The organism is Azospirillum sp. (assembly GCF_050789165.1).
Genome location: NZ_JBOZRT010000034.1, coordinates 36,235 through 58,511, shown reverse-complemented (window position 1 = coordinate 58,511; position 22,277 = coordinate 36,235). Strand labels below are relative to the sequence as shown.

Here is a 22,277-nt window from a genome sequence, read left to right as displayed (position 1 = left end):
GGCCGTGCCAGGACCGTTCCATGCCCAAACCGTCGCCCAAACCGTCCGGAAGCCTGCTCTCCCTCGACCGCCAACTCTGCTTTGCGGTGTACTCGACGGCGCACGCCTTCGCGCGCCGGTACAAGCCGCTGCTCGACGCCCTCGGCCTGACCTACCCGCAGTACGTCGTCATGCTGGTGCTGTGGGAGGAGGACGGGCTGACCGTCGGCGACATCGGCACCCGGCTGCTGCTCGACTCCGCGACGCTGACGCCGCTGCTCAAGCGCCTGGAGGCGGCCGGCCTGCTGACGCGCGAGCGCGACCCGGAGGACGAGCGCCGGGTACGCATCCGCCTGACCGACGCCGGGCGGGAGCTGCGCGCGCAGGCGGAGTCCGTTCCGAGGGCCATCGGCTGCGCGACCGGCCTCGACCTCGCGGAGATGGAGCGCTTGCAGGCGGAGCTGCTGAAGCTGCGCGACGCGCTGGGCTGAGGGGCTGTGAGTTTATGCAGGCACTTTTGGCCGTCATCCCCGCCTTCGCGGGGATGACGGCCGCGAGAAGTGACCGATGCCTCTGGAGGCGACGCGGGGCCAACAAGGATCGTCTCTGAGCGAGGGGCGCATAAACTCAGAAACTCGGATCTCACACGAACCGCTCGGCGAGGTCGGTGAACGCCCGCACCAGCGGCGAGCGTTCCCCCCGCCGGTGCGCCAGCAGCAGCGTGGTGTAGGCTTCGGCCGTGTCGAGGCTGCGGTACACCACGCCCTCCACCGCCACCTGCCGCAGCTGCGCCGGCAGAATCGACACCCCCAGCCCGGCGGCGATCAGGCCGATGATGGTGAAGGCCTCGCGCGCCTCCTGCGCCACGTCGGGCTTGAAGCCGGCGGCGGCGCACAGCGCCATCACCTGCTCCAGCGTGCTGGTGCCGTAATCGGCGGGGTAGAAGACGAACGGCTCCCCGGCCAGTTCGGCCAGCGGCACCGGGTCGCGCGCCGCCAGCCGGTGGTCGTCGCGCAGCACGGCGATCAGCGGCTCGCGCAGCACGGTGTGGAAGGTGAAGGCGTCGCCGGTCGGTGTGCGCGGCTCGCGCACGAAGCCGACGTCGATGCGCCCGTCGGCCAGCGCCGCCAGCTGGCGCAAGCTTGGCAGCTCGGTCAGCGTCAGGTGCACGTCGGGGCTGGCGCGGCGGTAGGCGTCGATGATGCGCGGCACCACCGGCAGGAACGGCGAGGCGGCGGTGAAGCCGACGCGCAGCTCGCCCACCTCGCCCTTGGCCGCGCGGCGGGTCAGGACGACCGCGCTCTCGGTGCGCGCCAGGATCTCGCGCGCCTCCTTGAGCAGCAGTTGCCCCGGCTCGGTCAGCTCGACGTGGCGCTTGGTGCGCTCGAACAGCTTCGTGCCCAGCTCCGACTCCAGCGCCTGGATCGACTGGCTGAGCGGCGGCTGGCCTATCCCCAGGCGCGCAGCGGCGCGGCTGAAATGCAGCTCCTCGGCGACGGCGACGAAATGGCGGAGGTGGCGCAGGTCCATGGGCGGCCGTGGAGAGTATCCGCGCTGGGCCCCCACCCAACCCTCCCCCACTTCGCGGGGGAGGGCTCATTCCTCCCCCCGTCGAAGATGGGGGGAGGTTAGGAGGGGGACCAGCGCTATGATTTATATGGATATCATATAAAAACCCCAGCACAAATGTATTGGACCTATGACGCCCCATTCCGCACAGTCCGGTCAATGCCCTGACGATGGAGGAAACGGTGGCGAAGGCTGAGACGCGTCCCGCGTTCAACTGGGAAGATCCGCTGCTGCTGGACGACCAGCTCACCGAGGACGAGCGCATGGTGCGCGACAGCGCCCGCGCTTACTGCCAGGACAAGCTGATGTCCCGCGTGCTGGAGGCCAACCGGCACGAGAAGACCGACCCGGCGATCTTCACCGAGATGGGCGAGCTGGGCTTCCTCGGCGCCACGCTGCCGGAGAAGTACGGCTGCTCGAACGTCAACTACGTCTGCTACGGCCTGATCGCCCGCGAGGTGGAACGCGTCGACAGCGGCTACCGCTCGATGATGAGCGTGCAGTCGTCGCTGGTCATGCACCCGATCCACGCTTACGGATCGGAAGAGCAGCGCATGAAGTACCTGCCGAAGCTCGCCACCGGCGAGTGGATCGGCTGCTTCGGCCTGACCGAGCCGGACGCCGGCTCCGACCCCGCCGGCATGAAGACCCGCGCGCGCAAGGTGTCGGACGGCTACGTGCTGACCGGCTCGAAGATGTGGATCACCAACTCCCCCATCGCCGACGTGTTCGTCGTGTGGGCGAAGGACGACGCCGGCGACATCCGCGGCTTCGTCCTCGAGAAGGGCATGAAGGGCCTGTCGGCCCCGAAGATCGAGGGCAAGTTCTCCTTGCGCGCCTCGATCACCGGCGAGATCGTCATGGACGAGGTGCACGTGCCGGAGACGGCGCTGCTGCCCAACGCCAAGGGCCTCAGCGGCCCGTTCGGCTGCTTGAACCGGGCGCGCTACGGCATCGCCTGGGGCGCCATGGGCGCCGCCGAGTTCTGCTTCCACCAGGCGCGCCAGTACACGCTGGACCGCAAGCAGTTCGGCCGGCCGCTGGCGGCGAACCAGATCCCGCAGCTCAAGCTCGCCAACATGGAGACGGAGATCGCGCTGGGCCTGCAGGCGGCACTGCGCGTCGGCCGGCTGATGGACGAGGGCAACGCGGCGCCGGAGATGATCTCGCTGATCAAGCGCAACAACTGCGGCAAGGCGCTGGACATCGCCCGCGTCGCCCGCGACATGCACGGCGGCAACGGCATCTCCGACGAGTTCCACATCATCCGCCACGCCATGAACCTGGAGGCGGTCAACACCTACGAGGGCACGCACGACGTCCACTCGCTGATCCTGGGCCGGGCGATCACCGGCATCCAGGCGTTCACGGGCTGACGCGCCATGGCCGGGCCTCTCTCCCATATCAAGGTGCTCGAACTCTCCCGCGTGCTGGCCGGCCCCTGGGCGGCGCAGACGCTGGCCGACCTCGGCGCCGACGTGGTCAAGGTGGAGCGGCCCGGCGCCGGCGACGACACCCGCACCTGGGGCCCGCCCTGGGCGGGGGAGGGGGAGGACCGGCAGGCCGCCTACTTCCTCTCCACCAACCGCGGCAAGCGCTCGGTCACCATCGACTTCGAACGACCGGAGGGGCAGGAGCTGGTCCGCCGGCTCGCGGCCGAGGCCGACGTGGTGATCGAGAACTTCAAGGTCGGCGGCCTGAAGAAGTACGGGCTGGACTACGACAGCCTGAAGGCGGTCAACCCGCGGCTGGTCTACTGCTCGGTCACCGGCTTCGGGCAGACCGGGCCGTACGCGCCGCGCGCCGGCTATGACTTCATGATCCAGGGCCTGGGCGGGCTGATGAGCATCACCGGCCTGCCCGACGGCGAGCCCGGCGGCGGCCCGGTCAAGGTCGGCGTCGCGGTGACCGACGTGTTCACCGGCCTCTACGCCACCATCGGCATCATGGGCGCCCTGGCGCACCGCGACCGGACCGGCGAGGGGCAGATGGTCGACATGGCGCTCCTGGACGTGCAGGTGGCGATCCTGGCGAACCAGGGGATGAACTATCTGGTGTCGGGCAAGGCGCCGCAGCGCCTCGGCAACGCGCACCCGAACATCGTGCCCTATCAGGCGTTCCCGACGCGCGACGGCCACATCATCATCGCCATCGGCAACAACGGCCAGTTCAGCAAATTCTGCACCGCGGCCGGCCGGCCGGAACTGGCGCAGGACCCGCGCTTCGCCGACAACGCGTCGCGCGTCGCCCACCGCGCCGACATGGTGGCGATCCTCACCGACCTGATGCCGACCCGCACCACGCGGGAATGGCTCGATGCCCTGGAGCCGCTGGGCGTGCCGTGCGGGCCGATCAACGACCTCCAGGCGGTGTTCGAGGACCCGCAGGTGCAGGCGCGCGGCCTGCGCCAGGACCTGCCGCACCCGGTGCTGGGCAGCGTGCCGACGGTGGCGAACCCCATCCGCTACTCCGCCACCCCGCTGGCGCACGACCGCGCGCCGCCGATGCTGGGCGCGGACACCGAGGACGTGCTGGGCGGCCAGCTCGGGCTCGGCGCGGAGGACATCGCAGCGTTGCGGGATAAGGGCGTGATTTAGCGTCGGCCCGACCACATTTTCCGTTACCCGTCATCCCCGCGAAAGCGGGGATCCAGTGCTTCCCGACGCCGGTGCGCCGCGCGAGGCCTGGATCCCCGCTTTCGCGGGGATGACGTTCTTTCTTGCTGAATCGACGCCCCGCCCATGACCGCCACCACCGCCCCCGCCGTCGATACCCGCTCCGGCATCCTGATGATGCTGCTGGGCATGTCGCTGTTCACCTTCAACGACGCGCTCGGCAAGTGGCTGGTGGCGGACTACGCGGTGGGCATGCTGCTGGCGATCCGCAGCCTGTTCGGCGCGATCCTGCTCGCCCCGATGATCGCGCGTGCCGGCCTCAAGGCCGTCTTCGCGGTGAAGCGCCTGCCGCTCCACCTCGTGCGCGTCGCCTGCGTCACGGGCGAGGTGGCGGTGTTCTACTGGTCGGTGCGCTCGCTGCCGCTGGCCGACGTGATGACCATCTACATGGCGGCCCCGCTCATCGTCACCGCGCTCTCCGTGCCGCTGCTCGGCGAGAGGGTCGGCTGGCGGCGCTGGGTGGCGGTGCTGGTCGGCTTCGCCGGCGTGGTGCTGGTGCTGAACCCGACCGGCGCCTTCGATCCCGTCCCGTCGCTGGCGGCGCTGGCCGGGGCGACCATCTTCTCGCTGGGCATGATCACCACCCGCCTGCTGCGCGACGACGGCAACCTGACGCTGGTCAGCTTCCAGACCTTCGGCACCGGCCTGGTCGGCGCCGCGACCCTGCCCGCGGTGTGGACGCCGCCGGGGCTGCTGGACTTTGCGCTGCTGGGGGCGCTGGGCGTCGTGGCGCTGGGCGGGCACGCGGCGATGAACCGCTCGCTGCAGCTCAGCCCGGCCGCCGTGGTGGTGCCGTTCCAGTACGTCTCCATCGTCTGGGCGGTGGTGCTCGACCTCATGGTGTGGGGCACGGCGCCGAGCCTGCGGGTGGCGCTCGGCGCCACGCTGATCATCGGCAGCGGCCTGTTCGTTTTCCATCGCGAGCAGACCCTGAAGCGCGGCCCCGCCGCCGAGGCGGGCAGCGGCCTCGGTCCGGCGGAGTGACGCGGGCGCGACCTCCCGCCGCACGCGCGTCTCCAATTGGTGGATGACGCGCGCCGGTTGTCCGTGGTGTGGTTACGGAAAATACCGACCGCGTCCGGGGGGACATGACCACACTGCTGTTGAGCCATCCGGCCTGCCTCGATCACGACACCGGCGACCTGCATCCGGAGTGCGCCGACCGCCTGACGGCGATCACCCGCATCCTGGAGCACGAGGACTTCTTCTATCTGTCGCGCGACGAGGCCCCGCGCGCCACCGAGGAGCAGCTCCGCCTCGGCCACAGCGCGGCGCACGTCGCCCGCGTCCTGGGCGCGATCCCGGCCGAGGGCTGGCACGAGTTCGATTCCGACACGGTGGCCTCGCCGGGCTCGGGCGAGGCGGCGCTGCGCTCCGTTGGTGCCGTCATCGCCGCCATCGACGAGGTGCTGGGCGGGCGCAGCCGCAACGCTTTCTGCGCGGTGCGGCCGCCGGGGCACCACGCCGGCCGGGAGACGGTGGAGGGCTTCTGCCTGTTCTCCAACGCCGCCATCGGCGCGCTGTACGCGCGCAAGGTGCACGGGCTGGAGCGCGTGGCGGTGGTCGATTTCGACGTCCACCACGGCAACGGCACGCAGGACGTGCTGTGGAACGAGCCGGGCACCTTCTACGCCTCGACCCACCAGCAGGACGCCTACCCCTACACCGGCACCATGGCCGAGACCGGGCCGGAGGGCGGCTGCGTGGTGGTCAACGTTCCGCTGCCGGCCGGCACCGGGTCGGACGATTTCCGCTGGGCGTACTCCGACCTCATCCTGCCGAAGCTGCGCGACTTCCGGCCGGAGCTGGTGATCGTCTCGGCCGGCTTCGACGGTCACGCCGCCGACCCCATGGCGCACCTGCGCCTGCAGGTGGCGGATTTCGACTGGGTGACGCGCCAGCTTCTCGATGTCGCAGCGGAATGCTGCCAGCGGCGGCTGGTGTCGGTTCTGGAAGGCGGCTATGACACGCGCGCGCTGGCGGCGTGCGTGGCGTCGCACGTCCGGGCGCTGATGGATGCGTGAGGGAAGAATGCAGGCCGTTGAATGGACCGCGGGCATGTCCGTCGGATCGGACACGCTGGACGGTCACCACAGGATGATCATCGACTGCCTGAACCGGCTGGGCCCGCTGATCGGCCAGACCGGCAAGGACGACGAGATCAAGAACGTCCTGGCGACGCTGGAAGAGTTCGTGCTGGTCCACTTCAGCGAGGAGGAGCAGCAGATGCGCGCCGCCGGCTACCCGGACTGGCGCGCGCACAAGGACCTGCACGACCGCATGTACGACGTGGTCTTCGCGCTGAAGTCCGACGTCGAGCACGGCCGCGTGCCGGAGGCGGAGAAGCTGCGCACGCTGCTCAACGACTGGCTGGTCAGCCACATCCTGGGCGAGGACCGCAAGTACGTGCCGTTCCTGGAGAACCCGCACCCCGAGAGCAAGCAGCTCTGGGAGCGGTCGAACGGGCGGCGGTACTGAGACACTCGAAGCCCCTCCCCCCTTGAGGGGGAGGGGCTTTTTGGCCTCACCGCCGCGGCGGGAAGTAGCGCGGCTCCAGCCGCAGCGGCGCCGGGTCCACCGGCGTCCAGCCCAGCGCCGCGATCACGTCGTTGGATTCCCGCGCCGCGCGGCCGGGGCCGAGCGACCACGTGGCGTGGAAGGTCGAGCCGTCCGGCCGTGCCGTGCCGCCGTTGATCTCCACCACCAGCGCCTGCACGCCCTGGCCGTCGTCGGCGACGCCGACCACGCGCCCCACCGTCTCGGCCGGCAACGGGAAGTCCGGGCCGGCGGGGAAGGTGTGCGTCACGTGCTCCGCCGCCACGGTGGCATAGGCGGGCGGGAAGCGCGCCAGCAGCGCCGCGCGGTCCGCCTTCGCCAGAGCCCAGCCGACATACCCCTTCGCCATGGAGCGGACCTCCTCGCTACGGCAACAGCGTCACCGCCGCCGGTCACTCTACGTCCTTTGGGGGTAGCCTGACACGCACCGCCGCCTTCGCCGTTGATTCCCCCAGGGAAAGCGCTGAGCGAGGGTGCGGCGATGGCCGTGTTGAAGTGGATCGGCATCGGCCTGTTGGGGCTGGTGGCCCTGGTGGCGGTGGGGGCGGGGATCGCGCTGGCGGTGTTCGACTGGAACGACGCGCGCGGCTTCGTCGCCCGCCAGGCGACCAAGGCGCTGGGCCGCGAGGTGGCCATCGACGGCACCTTCTCGGTCAAGATCGGCGACCCCATCCGCATCCACGTCGAGGGGCTGCGCGTCGCCAACGTCGAGTGGGCCGCGGAGAAGACCTTCGCCGAGCTGAAGGTGCTCGACGCCGAGGTGCGGCTGTGGCCGCTGCTGCGCGGCAACATCGAGGTGCCGAAGCTGCTGTTGACCGAGCCCAAGCTCGACATGGAGAAGAACAAGGAGGGCGAGAACAACTGGACCTTCGGCTCCGACCCGCGCAAGGCCGCGGCCAAGGAGACGGTGAAGCCCGACAACCGCCACGAGATCCCGATCATCGAGGCCATGGAGATCGACGGCGGCCGCGTGCGCTACCGCGACCCCGGCCGGCAGATCGACGTCAACACCACCATCGCCACCGCCACCGGCGGCAACGGCGACCAGGAGGTGAGGCTCGACGGCAAGGGCAACTTCGCCGGCAAGGGGTTCACCATGCTGGTGAAGGGCGGCGGCCTGCGCTTCCTACGCGACGATACCCGGCCCTATCCGGTGCTGATCGAGGCGGCGGTCGGCAAGACCAGGGGGAAGGTCGAGGGCTCGGTCAAGGACCCGATCAAGCTGGAGGGCGAGGACCTCTCCATCGAGCTGCGCGGCGACGACCTCGCCGAGATCTTCCCGATCTTCGGCGTGCCGGTGCCGAAGACGCGGCCCTACAGCCTGTCCGGACATTTGGGACACCAGGGCGAGGTGTGGACCTTCTCCGGCATGCAGGGGCGGGTGGGGGAGAGCGACCTCAACGGCAAGGTGGCGATCGACCTCGGCGGTGAGCGGCCGCGCATCACCGGCGACCTGACCTCGAAGCGGCTGGCGGCGCTGGACCTCGCCGGCTTCGTCGGCGGCTCGCCGAAGGGCAAGGAGGACTACCCGACCAAGGGGCCCGGCCGCATCCTTCCGGCCACCGAGATCAACCTGGACATGCTGCGCTCCGCCGACATGGACGTGCGTTTCCGCGGCGGCCGGGTCGAGGCGCCGTTCGCCGCGCTGGAGGATCTGGACGCCAAGATCGCGCTCGACAACGGCCGGCTGACGGTGGAACCGCTGAAGCTCGGCATCGGCGGCGGGCAGGTGGCGGGCATCGCGATGCTCGACAGCCGCGACCGCAAGACGCCGGCGCTGAAGACCAACCTGGAGGTCCGTCGGGTCAAGCTGGCCGAGATGTTCCGCCAGACGCAGTTCGCCAAGGACATGGGCGGCACGCTGACCGGCCGCATCGAGCTGGCGGGCAAGGGACCGAGCCCGGCCGACATCCTGGCCGGCGCCGACGGCAAGCTGGGGCTGGCGGTGGACGGCGGGCGGATCACCAGCCTGGCGGTCAAGGGGCTGAAGACCAACATCCTGGAGACGCTGGGCGTGGCGCTGTCGGGCAGCCAGCCGCTGCCGTTCAACTGCTTCGTCGTCGACATGGACCTGAAGAACGGGCTCGCCACCGCCAACGCCCTGGTGCTCGACACGCCGGAGACGCTGGTCACCGGCGGCGGCGGCATCAACCTGAAGACCGAGGCGCTGGACCTGCGCATCCTCGGCCGGTCCAAGAAGCCGCAGATCTTCGCCACCCATGTGCCGGTGCTGGTGCGCGGCACGCTGGGCGATCCGAACATCGGCGTCGACGCGACCGAGAGCGTGGCGCGCGGGGCGGCGGCGGTGGCGCTGGGCGCGCTGCTGACGCCGCTGGCCAGCGTGCTGGCGCTGGCCGACACCGGCACCGGCGAGCAGGCGCACTGCGGCCAGCTGGTGCAGGATGCCAAGACGCCGTCCGGCAAGTCCGGCGTCGGCACCGGCAGCTCCGGCGGGAAACGGGACAAGCCGCCGCAGGGCAGCGGGCGGTGATGGGGGGCTGCCCGATCATCAGGCTCTTTTCCGTCATCCCCGCGAAAGCGGGGATCCAGCGTGAGCCGCGGCAGCGGCGACAAGATTCGTGTGGCTCGCGGACGCTCGCACTGGATCCCCGCTTTCGCGGGGATGACGGTGTGGGAGCGTCTCGCCCCTGACGCAGGTTCCGGACGCTTCATGATCTCTCCCATGCTTCTCGCCTTCGCGATCATCGGCGCGGTCATCGTGCTGCTGATCTGGGACAAGGTGCGCTACGACCTCGTCGGGCTGCTGGCGCTGCTGACCGCCATGATGGTCGGCATCGTGCCGGCCAAGGACGCGTTCACCGGCTTCGCCGACGACATCGTCATCATCGTCGGCTCGGCGCTGGTGGTCAGCGCCGGGATCAGCCGCTCCGGCGTGGTGGAGACGGCGATGCGGCCGCTCGCCCGGCACATGCGGACCACCGTGGCCCAGGTGGTGATCCTGACCGGGGCGGTGACCCTGCTGTCGGCCATCGTCAAGAACATCGGCGCGCTGGCGATCTTCCTGCCGATCGCCGTGCAGATGGCGCAGCGCACCGGCACGCCGCTGTCGTGGCTGTTGATGCCGATGGCGTTCGGCTCGCTGCTGGGCGGGCTGATGACGCTGGTCGGCACCTCGCCCAACATCATCGTCTCGCGCATGCGCGCGGAGATCCTGGGCGAGCCGTTCGGCATGTTCGACTTCACGCCGGTCGGCCTGACCATCTCCCTGGCCGGGCTGGCGTTCCTCGCCTTCGGCTGGCGGCTGCTGCCGGGGCACAAGGGCGGGGCGGCGTCGCAGGCCGCCTTCTCCATCGACGATTTCACTACGGAGGCGCGGCTGCCGCCCGGATCCGCCTTCGCCGGCCGCACCGTGGCCGAGCTGGAGGAGGCGGGCGAGGGCGACGTGACCATCGCCGCCATCATCCGCGAGGGCCACCGCCGCTACGTCCCCTCCGGCCACTGGGAGCTGTACGCCGACGACATCCTGGTGCTGGAGTGCGACACCCAGGCGCTCGCCCGCATCGTGCAGATCGCCGGGCTGGAGCTGGTGGCCGAGCGGGAGCTGGAAGGCGTGGAGAGCGCCGACGAGCTGCGGCTGGTCGAGGCGGTGGTCTCCCAGCGCTCCATGCTGATCGGCCAGACGGTCGAGGACGTCTGCCTGCGCGAGCGCTACGGCGTCAACCTGCTGGCGCTGAGCCGGCGCGGCCGGCCGATCCGCCAGCGGCTGCGCCGCGTCCGCTTCCGGTTCGGCGACCTCGTCGCCCTGCAGATGCGCGCGGTGGAGGTGCCGGAGACGCTGGGCACGCTGGGCTGCCTGCCGCTGGCCGAGCGCGACCTGGCGCTGGGCCGGCCGCAGAAGCAGCGCCTCGCCGTGCTGATCCTGGCGGTGACCGTGGGCCTGGTGGCGACCGGCACGGCACCGGTGGCGCCGGCCTTCTTCGGCGCGGCGGTGGCCATGGCGCTGTTCCGCGTGCTGAGCCTGAAGGAGGCCTACGACGCCATCGAGTGGCCGATCCTGGTGCTGCTGGGTTCCCTCATCCCGGTCAGCGAGGCGCTGCGCACGACCGGCGGCACCGACCTGATCGCCGGATGGCTCTCCGACGCCGCGCAGGGGCTGCCGCCGGTGGGCGCGCTGGGCATGATGCTGGTGGCGGCGATGGCGATCACGCCGTTCCTCAACAACGCCGCCACCGTGCTGGTGATGGCCCCCATCGCCGCCAGTCTGGCCGAGCATCTGGGGCTGCGGCCGGATCCGTTCCTGATGGCGGTGGCGGTGGGGGCGGGCTGCGACTTCCTCACGCCCATCGGGCACCAGTGCAACACGCTGGTGATGGGGCCGGGCGGCTACCGCTTCCGCGACTACTCGCGGCTGGGGGCGCCGCTGTCGCTGCTGATCATCGTGCTGGGGACCGCGGCCATCGCCGTGGTGTGGCCGCTGACGGCGCGGTGATAAGGCTTTGACACGCCGCCCGTATCGGGAAATCCTTGGGACCCGAATTGGTTCTCCGTGCCGGCCGGCGCCTTTCTCAACCGTCATCCCCGCCTTCGGGGATGACGACGAGAACGGGCGCGGATCGGAACGGACGCCACCCACAGAAAAGCCCCCCAGGGAGACGCGCTCATGACCACCCGATTCCCCCGCATCGGCCTCACCCGCCGCCAGCTCGGCCAAGCCGCCGTCGCCGCCGGTGCGCTCACCGCCTTCGGCAAGGCGCCGGTGTTCGCCCAGGGCGCGGTGCTGAAGGTCGGCGTGCTGCTGCCGCGCTCCGGCCATCTGGCGCAGGCGGGGCAGGCCTGCCAGCGCGGCGCCGACATCGCGCCGGCGGTGCTGGCCGACCTGGGCTACAAGGTGGAGATCCTGTCGGCCGACACCGAATCGAGCCCGGACGTGGCGCGCTCGCGCACCGAGAAGCTGATCAACGACGGCGCCAACGTCATCATCGGCGCCTTCGACAGCGGCCAGACCGCCGCCGCCGCCCAGGTCTGCGAGCAGCGCGGCATCCCGCTGGTGATGAACATCGCCGCCGCCGACGGCCTGACCGAGCAGGGCTACAAAACGGTGTTCCGCAACTTCCCGACCTCGACCATGCTGGTCAGCAACGGCCTGGCGCTGATGAAGGACCTGTTCAAGGCGACCGGGGCGACGCCGAAGAGCGCGGTGTTCCTGCACGCCAACGACACCTTCGGCATGGCCAACAAGAAGGCGCTGGACACCCTGTTCCCCAAGCTGGACATGCCGTTCCAGATCGTCGATTCCATCGCCTACGACCCGAAGGCGCAGGACCTGTCCATCGAGGTGACCAAGGCCAAGGCGACCGGCGCCGAACTGGCCATCGTCACCACCCGCGCCGCCGACGCCATCATGATGGTCAAGGAGATGGTCAAGCAGCGCTGGGAGCCGATGGGCATCGTCTCCCCCGGCTCGCCGGGCCTCTATGACGAGCAGACCTACAAGGCGCTGGGCAAGTACGTGGACTACGCCATCACCAACCTGCCCTGGTACGACCCGAAGGCCGACCTGACGCAGCGCGTCGCCGCCGCCTTCAAGAAGCAGTACCCGAACGACCGCTTCGAGGGCTACGCCTTCAACGTCGCCTTCACGCTGGAGGCCATCCTGGTCGCCGCCGACGCCTTCAAGCGCGCCGGCTCGGCCGCGTCGGAGCCGATGCTGCAGGCGCTGCGGCAGACCAACCTGAAGGAGAAGATGATGGTCGGCCCGGCGATCACCTTCGACGCCAAGGGGCAGAACGTCAACCTCGCCTCGGCCTGCGTGCAGAACCGCAACCAGCGGCCCACGGTGGTGCTGCCCAAGGAGTCCGCCGAGATGGACCCGGTGTTCCCGATGCCGGGCTGGGCGAAGCGGACGTAAGCTGGGATATGCGGCGTCGCATGAGCGCCGGCCACGGTCCCCCTTCCTAACCTCCCCCCACGTCGCGGGGGGAGGAACTCCGCCGTCAGCCTTGAAAGCCCTCCCCCGCGCAGTGGGGGAGGGTTAGGGTGGGGGCCCGGCGCCGGGACTTTCCCATCGCGCTGGAATAACCCGCCCCCCGCCCGCGTTGGTTCCTGAGACCTTCACCGGAACCACAGGCCACCCATCATGTTCGAGGACGATCCCTGGCTCGACGCGGGCGTCGAGGCGGAAGACGACGCGCCGATGGCGAAGCCGCGGCACCCCTGGTTCGAGTACGCCGGCGTCGAGCCGCACCCCGAGCCCGTTGCCGCGCCGGTGAAGATGGCGCTTGCCTGCCCTGCGAAGGACTGGTAACCGCAGACCGGCATTCACGGTCCGGCGGTCCATGACTCTCGCCCTCCTCCTCAACATCGTGGCCTCGGGGCTGCTCACCGGCTTGGTGTACGGGCTGGCGGCGCTGGGGCTGTCCGTCATCTTCGGCGTGGTGCGCGTCGTCAACTTCGCGCACGGCGAGATGATGGTCGCCGGCATGTACGGCGCCGTGCTGCTGTTCGGCGCGTTCGGGCTCGACCCCATCCTCTCGGCGCCGCTGGTCGCGGCGGTGCTGTTCGTCTTCGGCTGGGCGCTGCAGCGCGGGCTGGTGAACAAGTTCGTCGAGCGGCCGGAGCACATGCAGTTCATCCTGCTGCTGGGCATCGCCACCATCGTGCTGAACCTGCTGCTGATGGTGTTCGGGCCGGATTCGCGCGGCGTCATGGTGCCGTACGTCTTCGACGTTTTCGAGATCGGGCCGTTCCACCAGGACGCCACCCGCACCTACGCCGGCCTCGGCGCCATCGCGGTGGCGGCGGTGCTGTTCGCCTTCTTCCGCTTCAGCCGCACCGGCAAGGCCATCCGCGCCTGCGCCGACAACCCGCTGGGGGCGCGCGTCGTCGGTCTGAACCTCGACGGGCTGTACGCGCTGACCTTCGGCATCGGCGCCGCGGTGGTGGGCATCGCCGGCGCGCTGCTGACCCTGGTGGTCGAGGCGCGGCCGCAGCTGGCGCCGGAATACACGCTGCTGTCCTTCATCATCGTCATCGTCGGCGGCCTGGGCAGCCTGCCCGGCGCGCTGCTGGGCGGCGTGCTGATCGGCGTGTCGGAGGCGCTGGCCGGCTTCCTGCTGATGCCGTCGCTGAAGGCGCTGTTCAGCTACGTCGTGCTGATCGTCGTGCTGCTGCTGCGGCCGCAGGGCCTGCTGGGGAGGCGCTCGTGATGACGGCGCGGGCGATGGCGCTTGCCGGACTGCTGCTGGCGGCGCTGCTGGCGGCCCCGCTGGTGGCGGACAGCTACGTGCTGTCGGTGCTGACCACGGTGCTGTGGTTCGCCTATGTCGGGCAGGCGTGGAACGTGATGATGGGCTTCTCCGGCCTGCTGTCGCTCGGGCACGCGCTGTATGTGGGCCTGGGCGCGTACGCCAGCGCCGCGCTGTTCGTGCATTTCGGGATCGGGCCGTGGCTGGGGCTGTTCGCCGGCGTGGCGCTGGCGGCGGCGGCGGGGGCGTTCATCGGTTTCCTCGGCTTCCGCTTCGGCGTGCGCGGCGTGCATTTCGCGCTGCTGACCATCGCCTTCGCCGAGGTGGCGCGCATCGGCTTCGACCACATCGGCTGGCTGGGCGGCTCGGGCGGGCTGTTCCTGCCGGTGGGCGGCAGCGACCCGCTGAACCTGCGCGGCTCGCCGGTGCTGTTCTACTACGTCATCCTGGCGCTGGTGCTGATGGCTTTCGCGCTGGCCAAGGTGCTGCTGCACTCGCGCCTGGGCTACCAGTGGCTGGCGGTCCGCGAGGACGCGGAAGCCGCCGAGGCGGTGGGCGTCGACCTGTTCCGCGCCCGCATCAAGGCGGTGGTGGTGTCGGCGGCGCTGACCGCGCTGGGCGGGGTGTTCCAGGCCTTCTACTTCAACAACCTGTTCCCGGAGCAGGTGTTCTCCATGGGCCGCTCCATCGAGATCATCCTGCCGGCCATCGTCGGCGGCATCGGCACGCTGTTCGGGCCGATCCTCGGCGCCTTCATCCTGACGCCGCTGGGCGAGGCGCTGACCGGCGCCATCGGCGCGCTGGGTATCGACCTGCCGGGCCTGAAGCAGCTGTTCTACGGCGCGGCGCTGGTGCTCATCATCGTCTTCCGGCCGGAGGGCGTGTGGCCGTGGCTGTCGCGCCGCCTCAAGCTGGTGCGGGGGCCGCAATGACCGCGCTCCTGGAGGTCGAGGGCCTGACGAAGCGTTTCCGCGGCCTGCGCGCGGTGTCGAACGTCGGCTTCGCGGTGCCCAAGGGAAGCATCGTCGCGCTGATCGGGCCGAACGGGGCGGGAAAGACCACCACCTTCAACCTGATCGCCGGCGTCTTCCCGCCCAACGAGGGCAGCGTCCGCCTGGACGGAAGGCCGATCACCGGCCTGAAGCCGCACCGGATCTGCGCCGCCGGCATCGGCCGCACCTTCCAGATCGTCAAGCCGTTCGGCGACCTGACGGTGGAGGAGAACGTGGTGGTCGGCGCGCTGGCCCGCGAGACCTCGGTCGACACCGCGCGGGGTATCGCCCGCGGCGTGCTGGAGCGCTTAGGGCTGGCCGAGCAGTCGTTCCGCCCGGCGCGCAGCCTGACCCTGCCCGACCGCAAGCGGCTGGAGGTGGCGCGGGCGCTGGCGACCAGGCCGACGCTGCTGCTGCTCGACGAGGTGCTGGCCGGGTTGCGGCCCACCGAGGTCGACCGCATGGTCGAGGTGCTGCGCGACCTCAACCGCCGCGAGGGCCTGACCATCCTGATGATCGAGCACGTGATGCGGGCGGTGATGGCGCTGTCCGACCACGTGGTCGTCCTCGACCACGGCGAGAAGATCGCCGAGGGGACCCCGGCCGAGGTCACTGCCGACCCGCGGGTGATCGAGTCCTATCTGGGCGCGGAAAGCCTGTAGGGGCGGTATCGCACGCGGCCTCAGGTCGGGCGCAAGATGCACACATCTTATGCGAAAACGCGCTTTTTTGCTCAAAATGACGCCAGAAAGGCGTCGGCTCGATACCCTATCGAAACACTCTGTTAAGAGATCCCCACCCATCCTGAGCCTACGCCGAAGGCAATAAGACCAAACACGGCGGGCACTGCGATGGGGGAATGGTTATGACGTGGTACAACAACCTGAAGATCGGCCGACGCCTGATGATCGGCTTCGCCGCGGTGATCGCGCTTCTGGTGGTCAACGTCGGCGCGGCCCTGGTGATGGCCAGCGGCGGCAAGACGATGGCCGCCCGGATCGCCGACATGCGCATGCCCACGGCGCTGGCCAGCACCGGCATCCACGCGAACCTCACCGGCTCGTTGGCCGCGATGCGCGGCTTCCTGCTGACCGGCGCCCCGGCGTTGCGCGCCGAGCGTGTCGAGGCCTGGGCCGAGGTGGACCGTCTGCGCGCCGAGATGGACCAGCTGTCCTCCGGCTGGACCAGCGAGCCCAACAAGCGCGCCTGGGCCGAGGCCAAGCCCCTGCTGGACGAACTGCACCGGGTGCAGGACGCCGCCGAGGCGGCGGCCCTGGCCGGGGACCGCGAGCGTTCGGTCAGGATCCTGTCCGAAGAGGCGTTGCCCCGCGCAGCCAAGCTGAAGCTGCTGCTGGACGGCGGCAAGGACGCGTCGGGTCAGGCCGTCGATGGCATCAGCGACCGCCAGCGCACGCTGCTGGAGGCGGACGCCCGCGCCATGACCGCGGCGGCCGACCGGCTGATGGTGATCCAGGCGGCGATGCTGGCGCTGGGGCTGCTGATCGCCGGCGCGGCGGTGCTGGTGACCGGGCGCTCCATCGTCCGGCCGCTGACCGCGATGACCGATGCGATGAAGCGGCTGGCCGGCGGCGACTACGCCACCGAGATTCCGGCGGTCGGCCGGCGCGACGAGGTGGGCGTGATGGCGCAGGCGGTGCTGGTCTTCAAGGACGGCATGGTCGCCGCCCGGGAGGCCGCGGAACGCGAACGCGCCGGGCAGGCGGAGCGTGAGCGCCGCGCCCGCGCCATCGAGGAGCTGACCGGGCGCTTCGACCGCGATTCCGGAGAGGTGCTGGGTTCGGTCTCCTCCGCCGCCGTGCAGATGCAGGCGACCGCCGGCCAGCTCTCCGCCAACGCCGAGCAGACGACCCGCCAGTCGACCGCCGTCGCCGTGGCGTCGGAGCAGGCCTCGGCCAACGTGCAGACCGTCGCCACCGCCACCGAGGAGCTGGCCGCCTCCGTGCTGGAGATCAGCCGGCAGGTCGCGCAGTCGGCGACCATCGCCGGCGAGGCGGTTGCGCAGGCCGGGCAGGCGGACGAGTCCATGCGCGGCCTTGCCACGGCGTCCGAGGAAATCGCCAAGGTCATCGACCTGATCATGCAGATCGCCGCGCAGACCCGGCTGCTGGCGCTCAACGCCACCATCGAGGCGGCGCGCGCCGGCGAGATGGGCAAGGGCTTCGCCGTGGTGGCGGCGGAGGTCAAGGCGCTGGCCGACCAGACCACCCGCGCCACCGACGAGATCGCCGCCAAGGTGACCTCGATCCAGGGCGAGGCGCAGGGCGCGGTGTCGTCGATCGGCGCCATCATGGAGACGATCCGCCGGATCAGCGACGTCTCCGGCACCATCGCCGCCGCGGTCGAGGAGCAGCAGGCGGCGACGCAGGAGATCGCCCGCAACATCCAGCAGGCGGCGCAGGGCACGCAGGAGGTGTCGAGCAACATCGTCGGCGTCAACCGCGCCGCCACCGACACCGGCGCCGCCGCGCACCAAGTGCTCGGCGCTGCCGACACGCTGTCCAGCCAAGCCGGCGTGCTGAAGTCGAAGGTGGAGCTGTTCCTGTCCGCGGTGAAGGCAGCGTAGCAAGCGTCCCTGGTTGACAGCCGGCGCGGTCCTCACCATCCTGATGTAGGTAATTTCACTACACACTGGAGTGAGCGATGGAAGAGGCCGTGTCGGCTGCCGACGCCAATCGGAACTTCTCGCAAATCCTGCGGCACGTGAAGGAAGGGCACTCCTATGTGGTGACGTCGCACGGAACGCCGGTCGCCAGGATCGTGCCCGCCAAGCGAAGCGGCGCCTTGGTCGATGCGGCCAAGGGTGCGTTGATGAGCCGCCTGCGCGAGCTGCCGGTGCAAGTCATCGGCCATCGCTGGAATCGGGACGAGCTGTACGACGAGTGAACCGTGCTGATCGCGCTCGACACGAACATTCTTGTCTACGCGGAGGGCGTCGCGTTCCTTCCCGGTGACGTCGAAAAGCCGGTCCTGGTGCATGGGTTGCTTGACGCACTGCCCGCCGATGGCGTCGTTCTGCCGACCCAGGTCCTGGGAGAGCTGTATCGGGTGCTCGTTGGCAAGGCGAAGCGACCCGTCGCCGACGCGCGCCGTGCGATCATGATGTGGTGCGACCTGTATCCGCAATCCGATACGACCGCTGCCGTCATGATGGCGGCCATTGACTTGGCTGCCGACCACAAGCTGTCGATCTGGGACGCGGTCGTCGTCTCCGCAGCCGCCGAGGCCGGATGCCGTCTTCTCCTCTCGGAAGACATGCAGGACGGTTTTGTGTGGCGAGGGCTTACCGTCGTCAATCCGTTCTCTTCCGAGCCGCACCCGTTGCTCAAGGCGCTGACCGGCGAATAGCCGGCTGAGGACAGGCGTCTGGCGCGCCGTGCGGTTCGGTCGTAAGCTCCCCTTCCGAAAGAAGAATCACCCTGGGGAGGGAACCGCATGCTGCCGCACGGGGCGAGCCATGCCGAGATCACCGCGCGTTTCCGCTGGGACGTGCCGGAGCGCTACAACATCGGCGTCGATGTCTGCGACACGTGGGCCGAGCGCGACCCCGGCCGTACCGCGCTGATCCACAAGCGCCGCGACGGCGCGGTGGAGGAGTACAGCTTCGCCGACATCCGCGCCCAGTCCAATCGCCTCGCCAACCTGCTGCAGGCGCTGGGCGTGGAGCGCGGCGACCGCGTCGGCATCCTGCTGCCGCAGGCGCCGGAGACCGCGGTGTCGCACGTCGCCGTCTACAAGATGGGCGCCATCGCGGTGCCGCTGTTCGGCCTGTTCGGCGTCGACGCGCTGGAATACCGGCTGGGCAATTGCGGCGCCAAGGCGGTGGTCACCGATGCCGCCGGGGCGGAGAAGATCGCGGCCCTGGCGGCGCGGCTGCCGAACCTCGAGGTCGTGCTGTGCATCGACGGGCCGCTGCGCGGCTTCCACGACCTCCACGCGCTGCTGGCGCAGCAATCCGACGCCTTCACGCCGGTGGACACGCTGGCCGACGACCCGGCGCTGATCATCTACACCTCCGGCACCACCGGCCAGCCGAAGGGGGCGCTGCACGCGCACCGCGTGCTGCTCGGCCATCTGCCCGGGGTGGAGATCTCGCACGACCTGTTCCCGCAGCCGGGCGACCGCATCTGGACGCCGGCCGACTGGGCGTGGATCGGCGGTCTCCTGGACGTGCTGATGCCGGCGTGGCACCACGGCGTCACCGTGGTCGCCCACCGCTTCGAGAAGTTCGACGCCGAGGAGGCGTTCCGCCTGATCGCCGACTTCGGCGTGCGCAACGCCTTCCTGCCGCCGACCGCGCTGAAGATGATGCGGGCGGTGGAGACCCCGCAGGGGCGCTTCGCCTACTCCATGCGCTCCATCGCCTCGGGCGGCGAGACGCTGGGGGCGGAGCTGCTGGACTGGGGCCGCCGCACCTTCGGGCTGACCATCAACGAGTTCTACGGCCAGACCGAGTGCAACATGATCGTCTCCTCCTGCGCCGCGGTCATGCCGGAGAAGCCCGGCGTCATGGGCCGTCCGGTGCCCGGCCACGACGTGGCGGTGATCGACGACGACGGCAACCGGCTGCCGCCGGGCGCGCTCGGCCACATCGCCGTGCACCGGCCGGACCCGGTGATGTTCCTGGAGTACTGGGGCAACCCCAAGGCGACCGCGGACAAATTCATCGGCGACTGGCTGGTCACCGGCGACCAGGGTGAGCTGGACGAGGAGGGCTACATCCGCTTCGTCGGGCGCGCCGACGACGTCATCACCTCGGCCGGCTACCGCATCGGCCCGGGCGAGATCGAGGACTGCCTGATCGCCCACCCGGCGGTGCGCATGGCCGCCGTGGTCGGCGTGCCCGACCCGTTGCGCACCGAGATCGTCAAGGCCTTCGTCGTGCTGAACGAGGGTGTGCCGCCGGGGCCGGAGCTGGTCAGGGACATCCAGGAGCACGTGAAGACGCGCCTCGCCGCCCACGAGTACCCGCGCGAGATCGCCTTCGTGGACTCCCTGCCGATGACCACCACCGGCAAGATCATCCGCCGCGAGCTGCGGGACCGGGCGATCCGGGAGAAAGGGTGACGGTGGCCTGGGCGACCGCCTGCGGCGCGCGAGGAAGCCGCCCCGGCGTAGTTTCGATTCCGATGGAGCGGGGGCTGCGCTAGAGTGCGCCCCCGTCCTCCAGTTCTCCCGGCCCATGCTGACGATCACCGACCTCGACCTGTTCTACGGCGACGCCCAGGCGCTCGATTCCGTGTCGCTGTCCGTCGAGGCCGGCACCACCACCGCCATCGTCGGCGCCAACGGGGCCGGCAAGACCTCGCTGATCCGCACCATCTCCGGCATCCTCAAGCCGGCGCGCGGCTCCATCCGCTTGCACGACCGGGAGATCGCCGGGCTGCCCAGCCACGTGGTGTGCGACCTCGGCGTCGGGCAGGTGGCGGAGGGGCGGCAGATCTTCCCGACGCTGTCGATCCGCGAGAACCTGGAGATGGGCGCCGTCATCCCGCGCGCCCGCGCCTCGGCCAAGGACACCTTCGCGCACGTCCTTCACCTCTTCCCCCGCCTGGAGGAGCGCCTGGAGCAGGCGGCCGGCACGCTGTCCGGCGGGGAGCAGCAGATGCTCGCCATCGGCCGCTGCCTGATGGGCAAGCCTGAGCTGATCATGTTCGACGAGCCGTCGCTCGGCCTCGCCCCGGCGCTGGTGCAGGAGCTGTTCCGCACCATCCGCGCGCTCGGCGAGCAGGGCATGACCATCATCCTGGTCGAGCAGAACGTCGCCGCCTCGCTGAAGCTGGCCAGCCGTGCCTATGTGATGGAGAACGGCCGCGTCGTCCTGTCCGGCACCGGCGACGCGCTGCTGAACGATCCGGCGGTGAAGCAGGCCTACCTGGGCCTCTGATTGTTCCAATTATGAGAACAGTTCTGTCGTAGCAGCGCGCGTTGTTGTTCCCGTCCCAATCGCCACATCATGCCCGACACGAGAGAGCGGCCCATCGGCCGCCAGGAGGGTTCGGCAATGATCACGGTTCGCAACAGGGACGAGCGCGGTGCGGTGAACATGGGCTGGCTGGACAGCCGGCACAGCTTCTCGTTCGGGCACTACTTCGACCCGGCGCACATGGGCTTCCGGTCGCTGCGCGTCATCAACGACGACCGGGTGATCCCCGGCGCCGGCTTCCCGACGCACGGCCACGCCGACATGGAGATCGTCTCCTACGTGCTGGACGGTGCCCTGGAGCACAAGGACAGCCTCGGCACCGGTTCGGTCATCCGCCCCGGCGAGGTGCAGCGCATGAGCGCTGGCACCGGCATCCGCCACAGCGAGTACAACGCCTCGCGCGAGAACCCCGCCCGCTTCCTGCAGATCTGGATCCTGCCGGAGCGCAAGGGGCTGGCGCCGGGCTACGAGCAGACGGCGTTCGCCGAGGCCGAGAAGCGCGGCACGCTCCGCCTCGTCGGTTCGCGCGACGGGCGGCAGGGCAGCGTGACGATCCACCAGGACGTCGACCTCTACGCCGGCCTGATCGACGGCGACGAGTCCGCAACGCTGGAACTGCGCCCCGGCCGGCACGCCTGGGTGCAGGTGGCCCGCGGGCAGGTGCGGCTCAACGGCGTCACGCTGAAGGAGGGCGACGGCGCCGCGGTCAGCGACGAGACCGCGCTGACCCTCGATCAGGGCATCGGCGCCGAGGTGCTGCTGTTCGATCTGGCGTAGCGCTCGGGGAGGGCGGGGGTCAGCCCCCGCCCTTCGATGAGAGCCGGATGCCCATGCGCCGGGCCTCGACCATGAAGGCGCGGGTCATCTGCACGAGGTCGGTGCGCCAGTACAGCTGCTCCAGCGGGTCGTCCAGGAAGTCTTCCGGCAGCATGGCGTAGCAGTAGGTCTCCACCACCTTCTCCTCGGGCTTCCAGGGGTCGGCGCCGTCGCGCCAGCCGATCATCCAGCCGGCGTGCCCGGCGCCGATGGCCCAGCGCTCGAAGCGCGGCGCCATGGTGTTGGAGTCGATGGGATCCGCCACCGGAACCCGGTACAGCGCCACGAAGCGCCGCACGTTGAGCTGCAGGCTCATCAGCAGCGCGTCGCCGAACGCCTCCACCTTGTAGATGCAGTCCGAGGAGCCGGGGACGTGGCTGAACGTCACCTGCGCGCGCAGCAGGTCGGACAGCGGGGTGGGGGAGGGCTCGCGCGCCAGCGGTGGCGACTCGTGCTCCACGGCGCGCAGCGACTCCACCATGTCCTGGGTCAGGAAGCGGGTGATGCGGCTCTGCGCCTCGGCGATGGTCATGCGGGTCAT

At 70.2% G+C, this 22,277-nt stretch carries 22 protein-coding genes; 19 read left to right on the top strand and 3 right to left on the bottom strand.

From position 1 onward, the window contains the following. The first annotated feature begins 20 nt into the window (after positions 1–20). Positions 21–470, top strand: coding sequence for a MarR family winged helix-turn-helix transcriptional regulator (locus ACRWK7_RS07705; protein ID WP_431855622.1), 450 nt, complete (start codon positions 21–23; stop codon positions 468–470). A 151-nt stretch (positions 471–621) separates the two neighbouring features. Here ACRWK7_RS07705 and ACRWK7_RS07700 read toward each other — a convergent pair whose 3' ends face one another. Then, on the bottom strand, positions 622–1,509 hold the full coding sequence (locus ACRWK7_RS07700) for a LysR substrate-binding domain-containing protein (RefSeq protein ID WP_431855621.1): 888 nt from the start codon (positions 1,507–1,509) through the stop codon (positions 622–624). Between the two features lie 221 nt (positions 1,510–1,730). Here ACRWK7_RS07700 and ACRWK7_RS07695 point away from each other — a divergent pair, with 221 nt between their 5' ends. The 5 genes from ACRWK7_RS07695 (at position 1,731) to ACRWK7_RS07675 (ending at position 6,701) form a co-directional block, all read left to right on the top strand. After that, positions 1,731–2,924 (top strand): acyl-CoA dehydrogenase, encoded by a 1,194-nt coding sequence (locus ACRWK7_RS07695; RefSeq protein ID WP_431855620.1) that lies wholly within the window; start codon positions 1,731–1,733, stop codon positions 2,922–2,924. A 6-nt stretch (positions 2,925–2,930) separates the two neighbouring features. Continuing rightward, a complete protein-coding gene (locus ACRWK7_RS07690) occupies positions 2,931–4,145 on the top strand; it encodes a CaiB/BaiF CoA transferase family protein (protein ID WP_431855619.1) in 1,215 nt (404 codons plus the stop codon). 144 nt (positions 4,146–4,289) lie between these two features. Continuing rightward, complete coding sequence (locus ACRWK7_RS07685; protein ID WP_431855618.1) at positions 4,290–5,207, top strand: DMT family transporter; 918 nt, start codon at positions 4,290–4,292, stop codon at positions 5,205–5,207. A gap of 104 nt (positions 5,208–5,311) precedes the next feature. Further along, on the top strand, positions 5,312–6,247 hold the full coding sequence (locus ACRWK7_RS07680) for a histone deacetylase family protein (RefSeq protein WP_431855617.1): 936 nt from the start codon (positions 5,312–5,314) through the stop codon (positions 6,245–6,247). Then, entirely contained in the window at positions 6,240–6,701 is a 462-nt protein-coding gene (locus ACRWK7_RS07675) for a bacteriohemerythrin (RefSeq protein ID WP_431855616.1), read from the top strand. Before ACRWK7_RS07680 ends, ACRWK7_RS07675 begins: the two co-directional genes overlap by 8 nt. Before the next feature lie 46 nt (positions 6,702–6,747). On the opposite strand, the gene ACRWK7_RS07670 is transcribed toward ACRWK7_RS07675, so the two are convergent. Further along, positions 6,748–7,128 carry a hypothetical protein gene (locus ACRWK7_RS07670; protein WP_431855615.1) on the bottom strand — a complete coding sequence of 127 codons (381 nt, stop codon included), beginning with the start codon at positions 7,126–7,128 and terminating at the stop codon, positions 6,748–6,750. A 132-nt stretch (positions 7,129–7,260) separates the two neighbouring features. Here ACRWK7_RS07670 and ACRWK7_RS07665 point away from each other — a divergent pair, with 132 nt between their 5' ends. The 13 genes from ACRWK7_RS07665 (at position 7,261) to ACRWK7_RS07605 (ending at position 21,697) form a co-directional block, all read left to right on the top strand. Beyond that, entirely contained in the window at positions 7,261–9,270 is a 2,010-nt protein-coding gene (locus ACRWK7_RS07665) for an AsmA family protein (RefSeq protein ID WP_431855614.1), read from the top strand. A 180-nt stretch (positions 9,271–9,450) separates the two neighbouring features. Next, positions 9,451–11,229: an SLC13 family permease gene (locus ACRWK7_RS07660; protein ID WP_431855613.1), complete on the top strand. Its 1,779-nt coding sequence runs from the start codon at positions 9,451–9,453 to the stop codon at positions 11,227–11,229. A gap of 171 nt (positions 11,230–11,400) precedes the next feature. After that, positions 11,401–12,648: an ABC transporter substrate-binding protein gene (locus ACRWK7_RS07655; RefSeq protein WP_431855612.1), complete on the top strand. Its 1,248-nt coding sequence runs from the start codon at positions 11,401–11,403 to the stop codon at positions 12,646–12,648. Positions 12,649–12,876: 228 nt separating this feature from the next. Further along, complete coding sequence (locus ACRWK7_RS07650; protein ID WP_431855611.1) at positions 12,877–13,044, top strand: hypothetical protein; 168 nt, start codon at positions 12,877–12,879, stop codon at positions 13,042–13,044. Between the two features lie 31 nt (positions 13,045–13,075). Continuing rightward, a complete protein-coding gene (locus ACRWK7_RS07645; RefSeq protein ID WP_431855610.1) occupies positions 13,076–13,945 on the top strand; it encodes a branched-chain amino acid ABC transporter permease in 870 nt (289 codons plus the stop codon). Further along, complete coding sequence (locus ACRWK7_RS07640) at positions 13,945–14,916, top strand: branched-chain amino acid ABC transporter permease (RefSeq protein ID WP_431855609.1); 972 nt, start codon at positions 13,945–13,947, stop codon at positions 14,914–14,916. The genes ACRWK7_RS07645 and ACRWK7_RS07640 overlap by 1 nt, the downstream gene beginning before the upstream one ends. Then, on the top strand, positions 14,913–15,638 hold the full coding sequence (locus ACRWK7_RS07635) for an ABC transporter ATP-binding protein (RefSeq protein WP_431855608.1): 726 nt from the start codon (positions 14,913–14,915) through the stop codon (positions 15,636–15,638). The genes ACRWK7_RS07640 and ACRWK7_RS07635 overlap by 4 nt, the downstream gene beginning before the upstream one ends. 203 nt (positions 15,639–15,841) lie before the next feature. Next, on the top strand, positions 15,842–17,560 hold the full coding sequence (locus ACRWK7_RS07630) for a methyl-accepting chemotaxis protein (protein ID WP_431855607.1): 1,719 nt from the start codon (positions 15,842–15,844) through the stop codon (positions 17,558–17,560). A 77-nt stretch (positions 17,561–17,637) separates the two neighbouring features. After that, on the top strand, positions 17,638–17,880 hold the full coding sequence (locus ACRWK7_RS07625) for a type II toxin-antitoxin system Phd/YefM family antitoxin (protein ID WP_431855606.1): 243 nt from the start codon (positions 17,638–17,640) through the stop codon (positions 17,878–17,880). Between the two features lie 3 nt (positions 17,881–17,883). Next, positions 17,884–18,342, top strand: coding sequence for a PIN domain-containing protein (locus ACRWK7_RS07620; RefSeq protein ID WP_431855605.1), 459 nt, complete (start codon positions 17,884–17,886; stop codon positions 18,340–18,342). Positions 18,343–18,429: 87 nt separating this feature from the next. Further along, positions 18,430–20,061: an acyl-CoA synthetase gene (locus ACRWK7_RS07615; RefSeq protein ID WP_431855604.1), complete on the top strand. Its 1,632-nt coding sequence runs from the start codon at positions 18,430–18,432 to the stop codon at positions 20,059–20,061. A gap of 115 nt (positions 20,062–20,176) precedes the next feature. Further along, on the top strand, positions 20,177–20,881 hold the full coding sequence (locus tag ACRWK7_RS07610; RefSeq protein WP_431855603.1) for an ABC transporter ATP-binding protein: 705 nt from the start codon (positions 20,177–20,179) through the stop codon (positions 20,879–20,881). Between the two features lie 117 nt (positions 20,882–20,998). Further along, entirely contained in the window at positions 20,999–21,697 is a 699-nt protein-coding gene (locus ACRWK7_RS07605; RefSeq protein WP_431855602.1) for a pirin family protein, read from the top strand. A 19-nt stretch (positions 21,698–21,716) separates the two neighbouring features. On the opposite strand, the gene ACRWK7_RS07600 is transcribed toward ACRWK7_RS07605, so the two are convergent. Next, entirely contained in the window at positions 21,717–22,277 is a 561-nt protein-coding gene (locus ACRWK7_RS07600; RefSeq protein ID WP_431855601.1) for a hypothetical protein, read from the bottom strand.